Source organism: Amycolatopsis sp. NPDC059027 (assembly GCF_042739735.1).
GTDB lineage: Bacteria > Actinomycetota > Actinomycetes > Mycobacteriales > Pseudonocardiaceae > Amycolatopsis.
This window is the reverse complement of sequence record NZ_JBHYIK010000082.1, coordinates 23,704-40,071: the sequence shown is the minus strand read 5'-3', so window position 1 is coordinate 40,071 and position 16,368 is coordinate 23,704. Positions and strand designations below refer to the sequence as shown.

Below are 16,368 nucleotides of genomic sequence, written 5' to 3'. Positions count from 1 at the left end.
TCGTGGGCTGGGTCTGTTGTTTATACGTGACCGCGCCTATGCCGACTGCATCGCCCGACGTCGCGAATGGCACATTGGGGACGTTCAACGCCGTCAATGTCCCATTCGCGACGCTATTCAAGCTGGTAACCGGGCCGCGAGGTCCGCGAGTTGCCCGGTGTCGCGCAGCGGGTGGCCGTGACCGACGCAGACGATCCGGGGATCGAGACCGGCGAGACGGCGGATCGACTCACGGTTGCGTGCCGGATCCACGCAGAACGCGACAGGCGCCTCGGCGAGGGCCCCGCCCATGACCAGCGGACGCCGGTTGACCACGTCGCCGGCGATCATCACCCGATCGGCTTCACGCCAGAAAGAAACCGAACCGGGTGTGTGTCCCGGCGTCTCCAGCACCGTGAATCCGCCGACGACGTCGCCTTCGCGCAGGCGCCGGGCGACCGGGTGCGCCGGGCCCGCCCAGTGGGCCAGCTGCCAGCGGGCGATCGCGACGTCCGGAGTCACCGCCGTGAGGTCGCCACTTTCGAGGGCGTCCGCGTCGCCCGCGCCGCACCACAGCGGGAGCCCCAACCGCTCGCACACCGCGTGACTGGCGCCCTGGTGGTCAGGATGCGCGTGCGTCACCGCATGCGCCCGCACCTTCCGTCCGGCGAGCTGCCGCAGGATTCGTCGCTCGGCGTGCCGCGATCCGGCGTCGACCAGGACGTCGTCCAGCAAATAGACGTTGTAGGCGAAGCGCGGCCTGCCTTCGAGCAGGAACACGTCCTCGGCGATCTCGAACATCCCGTCCCCCTTAACATACGAAACCGTATTGATACGCTGCCGTATTGATACGCCCCCGTATGGTCATCCGTCAATACGGTCCCGTATCCTGGCGGTGTGCAGGAGCAACGGATGCCGCGGCTGTCCGGGCAGGACTGGGCGCGGGCGGCCCTGGAGGCGATCGCCCACGGCGGGCTGGCCGCCGTCGCGGTCGAGCCTCTGGCTCGCAAACTGGGCGTCACCAAGGGCAGCTTCTACGCGCACTACAGCAACCGCGACGAACTCGTCGTGGCCGCGCTGGCCGAGTGGGAACGTACCCACGGCCAGGACGGCCTGGCCGAATTCGCCGCGACGACCGAGCCCGCGGAACGACTGCGCCAGCTTGTTTCGGCGGCCGCGCGCGCCGGCACCGGCCTGGCACCTTCGGTACTTCTGAGCCTGCTCGCGGAACGGAGCGACGAGCGGGTCCACGCCGTACTGGGCCGGGTCAACCAAGCCCGGCTGGACCTGCTCGTCCGCACCTACCGCGAACTCGGCCTCTCACCCGCGCAAGCCCGGCACCGGGCGAGGATCGCGTACGCGACCGTTCTCGGCCTGCTGCAGCTGGGCCAGCAGGACCCCGGCACCACGCCGCGCGGCCCGCACCTGACGTCGTTCATCCACGAGGCCACCGCGATGCTCGTTCCCCATCGGGACTAGCCTTGCGTCGCCGAGGCCGGACCCCGCGGGCACGCCGCGACCGCGTCGGCCAGGATGCGAGACTGCGCTGCATTCCGCGCGGCTACCCAAGCTCTGCCGCGGCGCGAACGGTAAGAATGGGTACATGTCGGAAGAGGTCCGGGTCAGCGCTCCGCGCACGCGCAACCGCTGGGGGGAGGGCGAGCGGCTGCGCGGGGAGATCCTCGCCGCGGCCAGCCGGTTGCTGTCCGAGCTCGACGGGGAGGACGGGCTGACCATCCGCGGCGTCGCCCGCGCCGCCGGTATCGCGCCGGCCAGTATCTACCAGCACTTCACCGATCGCGCCGCGCTCGTCACGGGGCTCACCGAGTACGAGTTCGCCCGGCTGCGTGCCGCGATGGAGGCGGCCGAGGGGCGCGTGGACTCCGGCGACGTGGTGGGCCGCGTGCGGGCGATGATCCATGCTTCCTGCCGGTTCGCGGTGGAGAACCCCGGACACTACCGGCTGATGACCGCCGACGGGCCTCCCCGGACCGCACCCGGTGCCCGGCCCGCCGGGCCGCTGGCCGAGGTGATCGATCTGCTCGTCGACGGCTTCGCACGCTGTGCCGCGGCGGGGATCGCGCTCCGGGTGCCCGCCGAGCGGGCCGCCGTGATCGCCTTCGTCGGCGCGCACGGCCGCGTCGCTCTCTTCCCGAACTCCCCCAAGCACACCGATGCGGACTCGGTGATGGCGTTCGTCGACGAGTTCGTTTCGCTCGTTTTCGCCTGAAACACGGCGTTTTCTCCCGTTCCACACCGACGACCGTTCCCTGCTGTGGCGGCGATCTCGACCGGGCGGGTGGACAGGGTGCCCCGAGATTCCTAACATGTGTTCAGTAAGTTGGCGAACAATCGTTCGGTATCTCTCTGTGGGAGGTCTGCGATGGCGAGGCCCCTGTCCGGCGCGCCCCGGTACCCGATGCCCCGAGGCCGTTGCCCGTTCGAGCCGAACCCGCGGCGATGGGGTGGCTCCCGCTGGTGGCCGGGCACGAGACGACGGCCAACACGATCGCTCTGGGTACCGCCGCGCTGCTGGAGCATCCGGACCAGCTCGCCGCGGTCCGCCACGGCGACGACGCACTCGTGGCGAATGCGGTCAGGAGCTGCGCTACCCCAGCATCGTCCACAGTGGACGAAGGCGCGTCCCACCGGAGGATCTGGGGATCGGCGGGCCACGCTCCACCGGCGGATCCCGACGTGGCGGCTCGCGGTTCCGTTGCACGAGATCAAGTTCAAGCACGACATGGTCGCCTACGGGGTGCACGAACTCCCCGTGACGTGGTGAACCCGGAAAGGACCGGCATGTTTCATCTGGATCACCTCTGCCTGGGCGTCCGCGACCTGGGCGACGGGGTCCGCCGGGTGCGGGAGGAGACAGGACTCGCCCACTACGCCGGTGGCGTCTTCGCCGCCGGCATCGCGAACACCATCTTCCCTCTCGGCGGGGACGTCTACCTGGAGGTCGAGGCGGTGACGGCACCCGCGGCCGAGCGCGACGCGGGGGCCGCCTGGTTCGACCGGGTCGTCGCGGACGGCGACCGGTGGATGTTCTGGAGCCTGCGCGCCGACACCCTCGACGAACTGGCCGCGGTCGCGCAGCGGCTCGGCGGCGAAGTGGCACGGCTTCCGGGGCGCGTCCAGCCCGACGGCACCCAGCGCATCATCACCACCGCACCCGGCCCCGGCCGCGCGCTCGACACGTGCTGGCGCCGGGGGCTGCCGAACTGGTTCTACCGGGAGAACCCGGCCACCAACCCGGATCGCGGGGCGGCGGAGCACGGTGAGCGCGGGGTGGCCGTGACCCGGCTGGAGATCGGCGCCGACGCCGGGGAACTGCGGGAGCACATCGGTGCCGAGACCTTCGACCGGCTGCCGCTGGCCGTCGTGTCCGGCCGGCCGGGCGTGCGCGCGGTCACGGTGCGCACCGCGGCCGGGCGCGAGGTCACGCTGCGCAGGGACCCGGCCGACCTCTAGCGCCGTCGGCCGGCCTGCCGCTACGAACGGACACAAGGAGGACCGACACACATGATCGTCGACGTACACGCCCATTACCTGCCTACCTCGTATCGGCCCATGCTGGGAGCGTTGACCGCTGGGACGCCAGCCACGACCCCGGCGAAATCGGTACTAGCGGAACGCAAGACGCTCGCGGTCATGACCGATGAACCGGGGATGATCGATCAGCGTATCGACATGATGGACGATGCCGGAGTGGAGCGGCAGGTCCTCTCCGCCGCCGGCCTGGCACCATACGCGCCGGAACCCCAGGTGGCGGTCGAGGCGGCACATATACTCAACGACAGCTACTGCGAGCTGACGAATTCGCATCCTGACCGGTTCTCCTCCTTCGTTTCTCTGCCCTTGCCGCATATCGATGCGTCACTCGAGGAAATGCGGCGCGGGCTGGACGAGTTGGGCATGGTCGGCGTGACCTTCAACTGCTCGGTGTTCAACCGCTCCACGGCCGAGGAGGAATTCGAACCACTGTACGAGGAGATGAACGCGCGTGGCACGACACTTTTCTTTCATCCATCCCAAAACGGCATCTGTTCACCGTTGATCAACGACTACGGCTTCACGGCGGCGGCCGGGGCATCACTGGAGGACACCGCTGTCGTTCTCCATCTGATCAAGCGAAACATCCCGGCTCGCTATCCGAATATCAAAATCATCATTCCTCATCTGGGTGGCCTGATCCCCATGCAGCTGGCGAGACTCGATGGCCAGGCAAGCACGCCAGACCTGCTCAGTCCACCAAGCGTGATGGCTCGCAGCCTGTACTACGACACCGTTGGATGGGGTTCACAAGCCGCTCTCCGGTGTGCCTGCGAAGCCTTCGGCGCCGACCATATCGTGCCGGGTAGCGACTTCCCCATTCTGCTGTCGGTCGAGTCCTACAAGCAGACGTTCGAGTACATCAAGGAATCCCGATTGCCCGACCAGGAAATCGAGAAGATCCTCTACGGCAATGCGTTGGCGCTGTTCGACTTCGACAAGGCACCACCCCGGACCGTTCCCCATCGGGGCTAGCCGCACATCGCCACCCGGTGGAAAGCCGCTAGCGCGTCGTCGATCGGATGCGGTAGCGGCTTGCCCGAGGGCCCGAACCTGTTCCAGCGCTGCAGGTTCACCGCCACGGCCAGCTGCCGCTCGCCGTCGGCGCTGGTCATCGCCAACGCTCCTCCGCCCCAGACCGAGCCGCCGTGGCCCCAGAAGGTGGTCCCGTCCGCGGCCGCCATCGGATGCAGGCCGAGGCCGTAGTCGATCGTCTTGCGTTCCTGGGAGATGACCGGGACGGTGCGTCGCATCCGCGCCAGCGACTCCGCGCCGACGATCTCGCCCGCCAGCAGCAGGCCGAAGAAGCGGTTGAGGTCCGCGACGGTCGAGATCAGGGACGCGGCGGGTCCCACGAAGGACATGTCGTAGACGCTGAAATCGCGTGGCGGGTCGATCATGCCGAACCAGGACTCGTAGAGCCGCGAGTGCGGCCCGTCGACGTGCGCCCCGTCGGGGAACGCGGTGTCCCGGAGACCGGCGCGCTCGATGATGTTGTGGGTGATGTACTTTTCGGCCGCGACACCGGTCACCTGTTCCAGAAGTGCGCCGAGGAGCAGGTAGTTGGTGTTGGAGTACACCCCCGGCGTACTGCCCGGGGCACCGGTGGCGGGCGCGGCGGCCCCCAGCCCGATCAGTTCTTCCGCGTCGAAGCGCGTGAAGCGGTGGTCGTCCAGGCTCTGCGGCCAGGTGTTCGCCATGTCGGGAAACGCTTTCAGCGTCGGGTAGGCATAAGGGAGGTATTCGGCGAGCCCGCTGGTGTGGTTGATCAACATCCGGACCGTGATCGCGGCACCGCGTTCGCCGGGAACCAGTCCCGGCAGGTAGTGGCCGATCGATGTGTCGAGCCCGATCTGGCCCTGCTCGACCTGCTGCAGCACGGCGGCGGCGGTAAAGGTCTTGGTGATGCTGCCGACGCGGTGCCGCAGATCGGCGGTGACGGGACGGCCCGTGACGACATCGGCGACACCGGCGGCGCCGCGCCAGATCTCTTCGCCGTCGCGCACCTCGGCGAACAGGCCCGGTATCCCGGCACGGTGGACGTTTTCCAGAGCGGCGGCCAACTCGGCGGGATCCAGCGGTTTCCTCATGGCGGATGTCCTTTCCTATTCCCCAGTCGCGAACTCGACGACGGCGAAGCGTGGGAGCGCGCCGCTTCGGGCGGCACATGTCCTCATTATGCACGCACTGCGTGCAACAGCAAGTGCATAAGCTATGCTGGCCGCGACGAGAGGAGCGAGATGACAGGTCGAAGGCGTTGGGCGACCGAGGAAATCCTGGACACGGCGGCGGATCTGCTGCGCACGGGCGACGCCGAGTCGTTCAGCGTGCGCAAGCTCGCCGCGGCGCTCGGGACCGACTCCTCCAGCCTCTACCGGCACTTCCGTACCAAGACCGAACTGCTGCGCGCGGTCGCGGACCGGATCCTCGCGGCGGCGATGGACGATCACCGCCCCGAAGGCGACTGGAGACAGCGCATCACCGCCTTGGCCCTGCGCCTGCGAGAGGCCTTCGGGCAGCAGCCCCAGCTCGCCTCGATCTGGGGGCGCTACGCGTCGAGCGGCACCGGTTCCCGGTTGGTCATGGAAGAAGTGCTCCAGGCCCTGCGCTCGTCGGGCCTGCCCGACGCGGAAATCCCGGGGCGCTACCACCGGCTCGTGGTCCTCATCGCCGCGCTGATCGCCGCCGAGGCGGGAGTCGGCACCCTCAGCGCCGACGAGCGCGAGCAGGGCATGGAACTGTTCCGTGTCGCGGTGCTGGGCGCCGACCCCGAACACTTCCCCGCCCTGGCCCACTTCGCGCGCGACGTCCGTCCTCTCGGGGCGGACCGCCGCGCCGCGTTCGAAGAGATCGTCGCAGCCCACCTCGCCGACATCGAGGCTCGTCTCCCCTGACGTGACAGGACCGCAACCCGAAGCGGGTTGACCCGCTGCCTGTTATCGCTAACATAACCTTGCTCACGCACCCGGAACGCGGCAAGGAGGTGTCGATGCCCGCCGATGGCTCCTCTGGCAAGCGCCAGGCAGGGCTCGCCGAGGTCGCGGCCCTGGCCGGGGTCTCGCACATGACGGTGTCCCGGGTCGTGAACGACACCGGCCCCGTCCGCGCCGAAACCCGGGCACGCGTGCTGGCCGCGGTGGAGAAACTGGGGTACCGCCCCAACTCCGCCGCGCGGGCACTGGCGACGGGCCGGTCGAACACGCTCGGCGTGGTCGCGCTGGAGTCCAATTTGTACGGTCCGGCGAGCACGCTCCACGGAATAGAGAACGCGGCCCGCGAAGCGGGTTACGCGATCACCATCGCGAGCGTGAGCCGCCCCGGCCGCTCGTCGATCGCGGATGCCGTGGAGAACCTGCGGCGCCAGGCGGTCGAGGGCATCGTCGTGATCGCACCGCATGTCACCGCGGGCGACGCGTTGCGGCGCGCGCCCGCCGACGTCCCGATGGTCGCCGTCGGCGGTGGCGACTCGGCTCCGGTGCCGGTGATCTCGGTGGACCAGCACGAAGGGGCCCGGCGCGTGACCGAGCACCTGCTCGCACTGGGACATCGGACGGTATGGCACGTGGCGGGGCCGTCCGACTGGCTGGAGTCGCTCGAACGTGAACGGGGCTGGCGGGAAACCCTGGAACGCCACAGCGCGCCGGTGCCACCCGCGCTACGCGGGGACTGGAGCCCGCGCTCGGGCTACGACGCCGGCCGCGCACTGGTCCGCGAGAGAGGAGTCGACGCGGTCTTCGTCGCGAACGACCAGATGGCGCTGGGCGTCCTGCGCGCGTTCGCCGAGGCCGGGATCGCGGTACCGGGAGACGTCCGGGTCGCCGGGTTCGACGACGTCCCCGAGGCGGCCTACTTCAGCCCGCCGCTGACGACGGTGCGGCAGGACTTCATCGAGGTCGGCAGACGGACCTTCCGGTTACTCGTCGAGCGAATGAACGGGGGTTCCCCCGACGCCCGCCACCTCGTGGCACCCGATCTGATCGTGCGGGACAGCACCGGAAAACGGTAGCCCTGCTCAGGAAAGCGCTTACAGTCTTGCCGTCCCGCAAATGTTAGCGCTAACAGTACTCGTTTCACCCGCCGCCAGCGGCGCTCCGTCACCCCGGTCCCCGAAAGGAAAGTCCCCAGTGCCAGCAGATCCTCTGGTCGTCGGTGTCGACTTCGGCACCCTGTCGGGCCGCGCGGTGGTGGTCAGGGTCCGCGACGGCGCGGAACTGGGAAGCGCGGTCACCGAATACCGGCACGGTGTTGTCGACGACCGGCTCCCCACGACCTTCCAGAAGCTGCCGCCCGGCTGGGCGCTCCAGGTGCCGTCGGACTATGTGGACGTCCTGCGCACCGCCGTCCCCGCCGCGCTCGCCGAAGCGGGTGCCGACCCGGGTGACGTGATCGGGATCGGCACGGATTTCACGGCCTGCACGATGGTGCCTGCCACCGCCGACGGCACGCCGCTGTGCGAGGTGCCGGAGTTCACCGGGAATCCCCACGCGTACGTGAAGCTGTGGCGTCATCACGCGGCGCAGCCGCAGGCGGACCGGATCAACGCGCTCGCACGGGAACGCGGTGAGGCGTGGTTACCGCGGTATGGCGGGCTGATCTCGTCGGAGTGGGAATTCGCGAAGGCGTTGCAGGTCTTCGAGGAGGCACCCGAGGTCTACGCCGCGATGCGACACTGGGTCGAGCTGGCCGACTGGATCGTCTGGCAGCTGACCGGGTCCTATGTCCGCAACACCTGCACGGCCGGGTACAAGGGGATCTACCAGGACGGCCGGTATCCGAGCCGCGCCTTCCTCCACGCGCTGACGCCGGGCTTCGAGTCCTTTGTGGCCGACAAGCTCGAACACCCGTTGGGGCGGCTCGGGTCCCGGGCGGGCAGCCTCACCGCCGAGGCCGCCGTGCTGACCGGGCTGCCGGAGGGAATCGCGGTGGCGGTCGGCAACGTCGACGCGCACGTGACCGCACCGGCGGCGCAGGCGGTCGAGCCGGGGCAGCTGGTGGCGATCATGGGCACCTCGACCTGCCACGTCATGAGCGGTGCCGAGCTGCGTGAGGTTCCCGGCATGTGCGGGGTGGTCGACGGCGGGATCGTTCCCGGGCTATGGGGATACGAAGCGGGGCAAAGCGGCGTAGGTGACATCTTCGGCTGGTTCGTCGAACAGGGCGTCCCAGCGTCCCATGTGGACGACGCGTGGGCGGCGGGGCTGTCCGTGCACGAGTGGCTGACCAGGCTCGCGGCGCGGCAGGAGGTCGGCGAGCACGGCCTCGTCGCGCTCGACTGGCACAGCGGGAACCGTTCGGTGCTGGTGGATCACGAGCTGTCCGGGGTGCTCGTCGGGCAGACCCTGGACACCCGCCCCGAGCACGTCTACCGGGCGCTGCTGGAGGCGACCGCGTTCGGCACCCGCAAGATCATCGAGACGTTCACCGCGGCGGAAGTGCCGGTCACCGAACTGATCATCGCCGGTGGGCTGACCAAGAACGCGCTGCTGATGCAGATCTACGCCGACGTCACCAACCTGCCGTTGTCGATCATCGGGTCGGCGCAGGGACCCGCGCTCGGCTCGGCGATCCACGCCGCGGTCGCCGCCGGCGCGTACCCCGACGTCCGTGCCGCCGCGGCCGCGATGGGTTCGGTCGAGCGGCTGGTGTACCGCCCGGTGCTGGCGAACGTGGCGGCCTACGACGAGCTGTATGCCGAATACGAGCTCTTGCACGACTACTTCGGCCGCGGCGGCAACGACGTCATGCACCGTCTCGCCGCCCGTCGCCGCGAGCTGGCCACTGTCGCGAAAGGACAGAACACATGACGCTCACCGCACGAGCCCGCGACACCATAGCCGCGCTGCGGGAAACCGTCGCCCGGCTGCACGGCGAGCTGACCCGCAACGAGCTGGTCAGCTGGACCGCGGGCAACATCTCGGCACGTGTGCCGGGCCAGGACCTGATGGTGATCAAGCCGTCCGGAGTGTCCTATGCGGACCTGAGCGCCGACACGATGGTCGTCACCGATCTGCGCGGGAAGCTGGTGCACGGGGACCTCGCACCGTCCTCCGACACGGCCGCGCACGCGTATGTCTACCGGCATCTGCCCGAGATCGGCGGGGTGGTGCACACGCACTCGACGTACGCGACGGCGTGGGCGGCGCGCGGCGAGCCGATTCCTTGTGTGCTCACGATGATCGCCGACGAGTTCGGCGGCGAGATCCCGGTCGGCCCGTTCGCGTTGATCGGGGACGATTCGATCGGCCGCGGCATCGTCGAGACGCTGCGCGCGAGCCGCTCCCCCGCGGTGCTGATGCGCAATCACGGCCCGTTCACCGTCGGGCGGACCGCGCGGGACGCGGTGAAGGCCGCGGTGATGGTCGAGGACGTCGCGCGCACTGTCCACATCGCACACCAGCTCGGGAAGCCCGTTCCGTTGTCCGAAGACGACGTCGACCGGCTGCACGAGCGCTACCAGAACGTCTACGGCCAGCACCGAACCGGCCAGAACGGGGAGAACAGATGACGTCCGGGACCAAGCCGCAGGTGTGGTTCCTCACCGGCAGCCAGTCGCTCTACGGCGACGAGACGCTCGAGCAGGTCGCCGGGCAGTCCCTGCGGATCCAGCACCTGCTCGCCGAGTCCGGCGGGCTGCCGGGCGAGCTGATCGGGAAGCCGGTGCTGACCGGGTCCGCCGGGATCCGCCGGGTACTGCAGGAGGCCAACGCGGACCCCGCCTGTGCCGGGGTGATCGTGTGGATGCACACGTTCAGCCCGGCGAAGATGTGGATCACCGGGCTGGACGCGCTGCGGAAACCGGTGCTGCACCTGCACACCCAGCTCAACCAGGCGCTGCCGTGGGCCAGTATCGACATGGACTTCATGAACCTCAACCAGGCCGCGCACGGCGACCGCGAGTTCGGCTACATCCAGACCCGGCTCGGCGTGCCCCGCAAAACCGTCGCCGGCCACGTGGCCGACCCGCTGGTGGTGGCCCGAATCGACGCCTGGGCGCGGGCGGCGCTCGGCGCGGCCCGGCTGCGGACGCTGAAACTGGCGCGGTTCGGCGACAACATGCGTGACGTCGCGGTGACCGAGGGTGACAAGGTCGAGGCAGAGCGGAGGTTCGGGGTCTCGGTCAACACCTACGGCGTGCACGACCTCGTCGAGCGGGTCGACGCGGTGTCCACTGTGGAGGTCGACGATCTGGTCGTCTGGTACGCCGACGAATACGTGCTCAGGCCCGAGCTGGCGCGCGGCGGTGCGCGGCACGACTCCCTGCGGTACGCCGCGCGGATCGAACTCGGCCTGCGGTCCTTCCTCACCGAGGGCGGGTTCGGCGCGTTCACCACGAACTTCGAGGATCTGGGCGGGCTACGTCAGCTCCCGGGGCTCGCGGTGCAGCGGCTGATGGCCGACGGGTACGGCTTCGGCGGTGAAGGCGACTGGAAGACGTCGATGCTGCTGGCCGCGGTCAAGACGATGGGCCGTGGATCGGACCGCGGAACGTCCTTCATGGAGGACTACACCTACCACTTCGGGCCGGGTGAGCCGAAGATCCTCGGCGCGCACATGCTCGAAGTGTGCCCGAGCATCGCGGCCGGGAAGCCGTCGTGCGAGATCCACCCGCTGGGCATCGGCGGGCGGGAGGATCCCGTCCGGCTCGTCTTCGACGCTCGCCCCGGACCCGGCGTCGTGCTCGGGCTGAGCGATCTCGGCGACCGGTTCCGCATGGTGGCCAACGAGATCGAGGTCGTACCGCCCGACGAGCCGCTGCCGAACCTGCCGGTGGCCCGCGCGGTCTGGAAGCCCGCGCCCTCGCTGACGACGTCCGCGGAGTCGTGGATCACCGCGGGCGCCCCGCACCACACGGTGCTCAGCCAGGCCGTCGGCACCGAGACCGTGCGGGACTTCGCCCGCATGCTCGGCGTCGAACTGCTCGTCATCGACGAGCACACCACGACCGCGGACTTCGCGGACCGGATCCGCTGGAACCAGGCCTATCACCGGCTCGCGCTGGGTTTCTGACAGAGCAATTCGAGAAACGCCTTCGGACAGGAGAACGAACAATGAGGTTCATTCGAAGCATCGCCGCGGCTGGGATCGCGGTACTGGGGCTGAGCGTGTCCGCGTGCGGGTCCAGCACGAAGACGGCCGACCAGCAGGCGGCGGCCGGAGCGGGTGGCGGGCTGGTCGGTGTCACCATGCCGACCAAGTCCTCCGAGCGCTGGATCCACGACGGCGACAACATCAAGGCATCACTGGAAAAGCTCGGCTACCAGGTCGATCTGCAGTACGCCGAGAACGACATCCCCACCCAGGTCAACCAGATCGAGAACCAGCTCACCAAGGGTGCGAAGCTCCTGGTCGTCGCCTCGATCGACGGGACGGCGATCACCACCCAGCTGCAGGAGGCCGCCGACCGCAAGGTCCCGGTGATCGCCTACGACCGGCTCATCCGCAATTCTCCCCACGTCGACTACTACGCCACGTTCGACAACTTCAAGGTCGGCGTCGAGCAGGCGAACTCCCTGGTCAAGGGTCTCGGCGACGGGCAGGGCCCGTTCAACGTCGAGCTGTTCGGCGGCTCACCCGACGACAACAACGCGACGTTCTTCTTCAACGGCGCGATGTCGGTGCTCAAACCGTTGATCGACAGCGGGAAGCTGATCGTCAAAAGCGGACAGACGGACTTCGCCCGCACCGCGATCCTGCGCTGGGACCCGGCCACCGCGCAGCGGCGGATGGAGGACCTGCTCACCAAGACCTACACCGGCGGCGCCAAGGTCCACGGCGTGCTCTCGCCGTACGACGGGCTGTCGATCGGCATCCTGTCCGCGCTGAAGAGCAACGGCTACGGCACCGCCGGGCAGCCGTACCCGGTGGTCACCGGACAGGACGCGGAGGTCGCCTCGGTCAAGTCGATCATCGCCGGGGAGCAGTACTCGACGGTGTTCAAGGACACCCGCAAGCTCGCCGAGGTCACGGTGAAGATGGCCGACACCGTGCTCAAGGGGAACAAGCCGGAGGTCAACAACACCACCGACTACGACAACGGCAAGAAGGTCGTGCCGTCCCAGCTGCTGCAGCCGGTCACCGTGGACAGGAGCAACTACCAGAAGGAGCTGCTCGACTCCGGGTACTACACGCCGGGCCAGCTGAAATGACCGAGTTGCTCGGCATGCGCGGGATCACCAAGACCTTCCCCGGCGTCACCGCGCTCGCCGACGTCACGCTTTCCGTGCGCCGCGGGGAGATCCACGCGATCTGCGGCGAGAACGGCGCCGGGAAGTCGACTCTGATGAAGGTGCTCTCCGGCGTCCATCCACACGGGACATTCGACGGCGAGATCTCCTTCGACGGCGAGCGGTGCACGTTTTCGTCCATTCGCGACAGTGAGCGGCGCGGGATCGTCATCATCCACCAGGAACTCGCGCTCTGCGGCCAGCTGTCGATCGCCGAGAACATCTTCCTCGGCAACGAACAGGCCCGGCGCGGCTGGGTCGACTGGAATCGCACCAATCACGAGGCGGGCGAGCTGCTGCGCCGCGTCGGCCTCCACGAGAACCCGGTGACGCCGGTGCGTGATCTCGGCGTCGGCAAGCAGCAGCTCGTCGAGATCGCCAAGGCACTGTCCAAAGAGGTCAGACTACTCATCCTCGACGAGCCGACCGCCGCGCTCAACGACGACGATTCGGCGCATCTGCTCGGCCTGCTCCGCGAACTGCGTGACGACGGGGTGACCTGCGTGATCATCTCGCACAAACTGGGCGAGGTGACCGCGATCGCCGACACCGTCACGATCCTGCGGGACGGCCGCACCATCGAAACGCTCGGCGCGGCCGGGCTCAGCGAGGAACGCATCATCACCGGCATGGTCGGCCGCGACCTCGAACACCGCTTCCCGCCCCGGGAACCGGATATCGGCGACGAGGTGCTGCGCATCGAGGACTGGACCGTGCACAGCCCCACCCAGCCCGGCAGGGTCGTCGTCGACCACGCCAACCTGATGCTGCGGCGCGGCGAGATCGTCGGGCTCGCCGGGCTCATGGGCGCGGGCCGCACCGAACTGGCGATGAGCGTCTTCGGCCGCTCCTACGGCACGGACATCTCCGGGCGGCTGGTCAAGGACGGCCGGGAGATCACCGTGCGGTCCGTCGGCGACGCCATCCGGCACGGGATCGCCTACGCCACCGAGGACCGGAAACGCTACGGGCTCAACCTGATCGACGACATCCAGCGCAACACCGCCGCCGCGGGCCTGCGCAAGCTGGCCCGCCGCGGCTGGGTGAACGAACACGCCGAACACGACGTCGCCGCGAGGTTCCACCGCGACCTGCGGATCAAGGCACCGTCCGTGCGCAGTGTCACCGGCAAGCTGTCCGGCGGCAACCAGCAGAAGGTCGTGCTGGCCAAGTGGATCTTCACCGACCCGGACGTGCTCATCCTCGACGAGCCCACCCGCGGCATCGACGTCGGCGCGAAGTACGAGATCTACACGATCGTCAACGCGCTTGCCGCACAAGGGAAGGCGGTGCTCGTCATCTCTTCCGAACTCCCCGAACTGCTCGGCCTGTGCGACCGGATCCACACGCTGTCCGCCGGCCGGATCACCGGCGAGGTCGCCCGCGCCGACGCCACCCAGGAAATCCTCATGCGGTACATGACGAAGGAACGGCCATGACCACCACCGACACCCCGCGGACCACGGACTCCGCCGCTCCGGCCGCGCCGCGCAGTCCCCGGCGGATCTCGATCAACCTGCGGCAGAGCGGAATCTACGTCGCCTTCGCGCTCATCGTCGTGCTGTTCGAGGTGATCACCCGCGGCGCGCTGCTGGAACCGCAGAACATCTCCAACATCATCGTCCAGAACTCCTACGTGCTGATCCTGGCGATCGGGATGATCCTGGTGATCATCGCCGGGCACATCGACCTCTCCGCGGGCTCGGTGGTCGCGATGACCGGCGCGGTTTCGGCTGTGCTGACGGTGAATCTCGGCCTGCCCTGGCCGCTCGCCGTGCTCGTCACCCTGGTCGTCGGCGCGCTGATCGGCGCCTGGCAGGGCTACTGGGTCGCCTACTTCGGCATCCCCGCGTTCATCGTGACACTGGCCGGGATGCTCGCCTTCCGCGCGCTGACCCTGACCGTGCTCGGCAACCAGGGCATCGGCCCGTTCCCGGACGCGATCCGCACGTTGTCCAACGGGTTCACCGGCGGCTACCTCGGCAACATCGGGCTCGGCCCACTCGGCGGCGCCGACCTCGTCAGCCTGCTCGCGGGCGTGGCCGTGGTCGCCGGGATCGCGCTCACCCAGTGGCGCAAGCGGACCGCGCGGCTCGGGTACGGGCAGGAGGTCGACCCGCTGCCGATGTTCGTGCTCAAGATCGCCGCGGCCGCCGTCGTCGTGCTCGCGGTCGTGGTGCAGCTGGCGCGGTTCAAGAACCTGCCCTGGGTGCTGGTCCTGCTCGCCGTGCTCGTGCTGGGCTACTCGCTCGTGGCCGGGAAATCCGTGTTCGGCAGGCACATCTACGCCGTCGGCGGGAACCTGCAGGCCGCGACGCTGTCCGGGGTCAAGGTCAAGTCCGTGACCTTCTGGATCTTCGTCAACATGGGCGTGCTCGCCGCGCTCGCCGGGATCATCTTCGCCGGACGGCTCAACCAGGCGGGCCCGACCGCGGGCGTCAACTTCGAACTCGACGCCATCGCCGCCGCGTTCATCGGCGGCGCCGCGGTGCAGGGCGGCGTCGGCAAGGTCGTCGGTGCCATCACCGGCGGCCTGATCATGGCGGTCATCAACAACGGCATGTCCCTCATCGGCGCCCCCAGCGAACGCGTCATGCTCGTCAAGGGCGCAGTCCTGCTCGCCGCCGTCGCCTACGACATCTGGACCAAACGCCGTGCGGGGACGGCGTCCCGCCTGCTCGCCCGGTAGCCCGTGGCAACCCGGACAGCTCGCTCGCGCGTATATGCGGCATCGATTCCAGGCGCGCGACGAGGAGGAACGGGAAATGGCCAGGAGAACGGCGACGACGGCACTGACGACCATGGCGATCGTGTTCGGGGGTGCGCCGGTGGCGGCCGCGGCGAGCGCACCGGCCCTCGAGGTCTATCCCACGGAGGTGCGGCCGGGCAGGATTTTCGGCACCGGCATCCACGGCGGCTGTGACCGGTACTCGGCCGTTTCCTCACCCGGCTTCACCGCGCCGGTCGCCCTGGTCGCCGTCGGCGGCGACCGGAACAACCTGTGGGGCAACGGCACGGCCGTCTCCACGCCGGGTGTCTACACCGCGACCGCCACCTGCGACGGCAGGAAGCTGTCCACCCGGTTCACCGTCCTGCCGCACCAGCCTCCGGCGTGGGGCCTGTACCCGGCCGAGGTGCAGCCGGGCGGCGAGATCTCGGCCGGCTCGGACACCATCAACGGCTGCCCCGGTGGCGCGCTGGGCCCCGCGACCTCGCCGGGTTTCGCCGCCCCGCTGCGGTGGACCAGCGGCGGCAACTTCGGCCGGTTCAGCGGGAAGACCACGGTGATCAGCACGCCCGGCCGGTACCAGGCCACCCTGAGATGCGCGGGCACCCCGATCCCCGGCGTGCTCGAGTTCACCATCCTGGGCACCCCGCCCACCACGACGCCACCGGCCTCCCCTGCCACGACGACGCCCGGGAGCGGCTCGGGCCTGCCCGCCGGACGGACGCCGATCGTGAAGCCGAAGGGCGCGCCGCAGACCGGAGGTGGCGGCACCGCGGAATAACCGCCCGTTTCGGGCACGCCGCCGTGAGCGCGGCGTCGACGGGAGAGCACAGGGCGTTGCGGATCGGGCTGGACCGCTATACGGTTGGGCGGAACTAGAAC

At 69.1% G+C, this 16,368-nt stretch carries 15 protein-coding genes and 1 pseudogene; 14 read left to right on the top strand and 2 right to left on the bottom strand.

Translation table 11 applies throughout. The annotated features are described in order from the left end of the window. Positions 1-117 precede the first annotated feature (117 nt). On the bottom strand, positions 118-780 hold the full coding sequence (locus tag ACFWY9_RS38230) for an MBL fold metallo-hydrolase (protein WP_378341172.1): 663 nt from the start codon (positions 778-780) through the stop codon (positions 118-120). A gap of 96 nt (positions 781-876) precedes the next feature. Between ACFWY9_RS38230 and ACFWY9_RS38225 the strand changes: the two genes are divergently transcribed. The 5 genes and pseudogenes from ACFWY9_RS38225 (at position 877) to ACFWY9_RS38205 (ending at position 4,509) form a co-directional block, all read left to right on the top strand. Continuing rightward, positions 877-1,458, top strand: a complete 582-nt coding sequence (locus ACFWY9_RS38225; protein WP_378341171.1) for a TetR/AcrR family transcriptional regulator — start codon at positions 877-879, stop codon at positions 1,456-1,458. Positions 1,459-1,582: 124 nt separating this feature from the next. Continuing rightward, on the top strand, positions 1,583-2,209 hold the full coding sequence (locus tag ACFWY9_RS38220) for a TetR/AcrR family transcriptional regulator (protein WP_378328147.1): 627 nt from the start codon (positions 1,583-1,585) through the stop codon (positions 2,207-2,209). A 212-nt stretch (positions 2,210-2,421) separates the two neighbouring features. Next, positions 2,422-2,764, top strand: a pseudogene (locus ACFWY9_RS38215) (hypothetical protein); the annotation flags it as partial. Positions 2,765-2,781: 17 nt separating this feature from the next. Continuing rightward, on the top strand, positions 2,782-3,453 hold the full coding sequence (locus tag ACFWY9_RS38210; protein WP_378341170.1) for a VOC family protein: 672 nt from the start codon (positions 2,782-2,784) through the stop codon (positions 3,451-3,453). 51 nt (positions 3,454-3,504) lie between these two features. Next, entirely contained in the window at positions 3,505-4,509 is a 1,005-nt protein-coding gene (locus ACFWY9_RS38205) for an amidohydrolase family protein (RefSeq protein WP_378328149.1), read from the top strand. On the opposite strand, the gene ACFWY9_RS38200 is transcribed toward ACFWY9_RS38205, so the two are convergent. Beyond that, entirely contained in the window at positions 4,506-5,624 is a 1,119-nt protein-coding gene (locus ACFWY9_RS38200; RefSeq protein ID WP_378328150.1) for a serine hydrolase domain-containing protein, read from the bottom strand. The two genes, ACFWY9_RS38205 and ACFWY9_RS38200, sit on opposite strands and share 4 nt — an antisense overlap. A gap of 150 nt (positions 5,625-5,774) precedes the next feature. Between ACFWY9_RS38200 and ACFWY9_RS38195 the strand changes: the two genes are divergently transcribed. The 9 genes from ACFWY9_RS38195 (at position 5,775) to ACFWY9_RS38155 (ending at position 16,267) form a co-directional block, all read left to right on the top strand. Next, complete coding sequence (locus tag ACFWY9_RS38195) at positions 5,775-6,428, top strand: TetR/AcrR family transcriptional regulator (protein WP_378328151.1); 654 nt, start codon at positions 5,775-5,777, stop codon at positions 6,426-6,428. A gap of 95 nt (positions 6,429-6,523) precedes the next feature. Next, positions 6,524-7,540 carry a LacI family DNA-binding transcriptional regulator gene (locus ACFWY9_RS38190; RefSeq protein WP_378328152.1) on the top strand — a complete coding sequence of 339 codons (1,017 nt, stop codon included), beginning with the start codon at positions 6,524-6,526 and terminating at the stop codon, positions 7,538-7,540. A gap of 118 nt (positions 7,541-7,658) precedes the next feature. Then, positions 7,659-9,338, top strand: coding sequence for a ribulokinase (araB, locus tag ACFWY9_RS38185; RefSeq protein WP_378328153.1), 1,680 nt, complete (start codon positions 7,659-7,661; stop codon positions 9,336-9,338). Continuing rightward, a complete protein-coding gene (locus ACFWY9_RS38180; protein WP_378328154.1) occupies positions 9,335-10,039 on the top strand; it encodes an L-ribulose-5-phosphate 4-epimerase in 705 nt (234 codons plus the stop codon). The genes araB and ACFWY9_RS38180 overlap by 4 nt, the downstream gene beginning before the upstream one ends. Next, positions 10,036-11,541: an L-arabinose isomerase gene (araA, locus tag ACFWY9_RS38175; RefSeq protein ID WP_378328155.1), complete on the top strand. Its 1,506-nt coding sequence runs from the start codon at positions 10,036-10,038 to the stop codon at positions 11,539-11,541. Before ACFWY9_RS38180 ends, araA begins: the two co-directional genes overlap by 4 nt. 41 nt (positions 11,542-11,582) lie before the next feature. Then, positions 11,583-12,680, top strand: coding sequence for a multiple monosaccharide ABC transporter substrate-binding protein (gene chvE, locus ACFWY9_RS38170; RefSeq protein ID WP_378328156.1), 1,098 nt, complete (start codon positions 11,583-11,585; stop codon positions 12,678-12,680). After that, positions 12,677-14,197: a multiple monosaccharide ABC transporter ATP-binding protein gene (gene mmsA, locus ACFWY9_RS38165; RefSeq protein WP_378328157.1), complete on the top strand. Its 1,521-nt coding sequence runs from the start codon at positions 12,677-12,679 to the stop codon at positions 14,195-14,197. Before chvE ends, mmsA begins: the two co-directional genes overlap by 4 nt. After that, a complete protein-coding gene (mmsB, locus tag ACFWY9_RS38160; RefSeq protein ID WP_378328158.1) occupies positions 14,194-15,447 on the top strand; it encodes a multiple monosaccharide ABC transporter permease in 1,254 nt (417 codons plus the stop codon). Before mmsA ends, mmsB begins: the two co-directional genes overlap by 4 nt. 76 nt (positions 15,448-15,523) lie before the next feature. Continuing rightward, positions 15,524-16,267, top strand: a complete 744-nt coding sequence (locus ACFWY9_RS38155; protein ID WP_378328159.1) for a hypothetical protein — start codon at positions 15,524-15,526, stop codon at positions 16,265-16,267. Positions 16,268-16,368 lie beyond the last annotated feature (101 nt).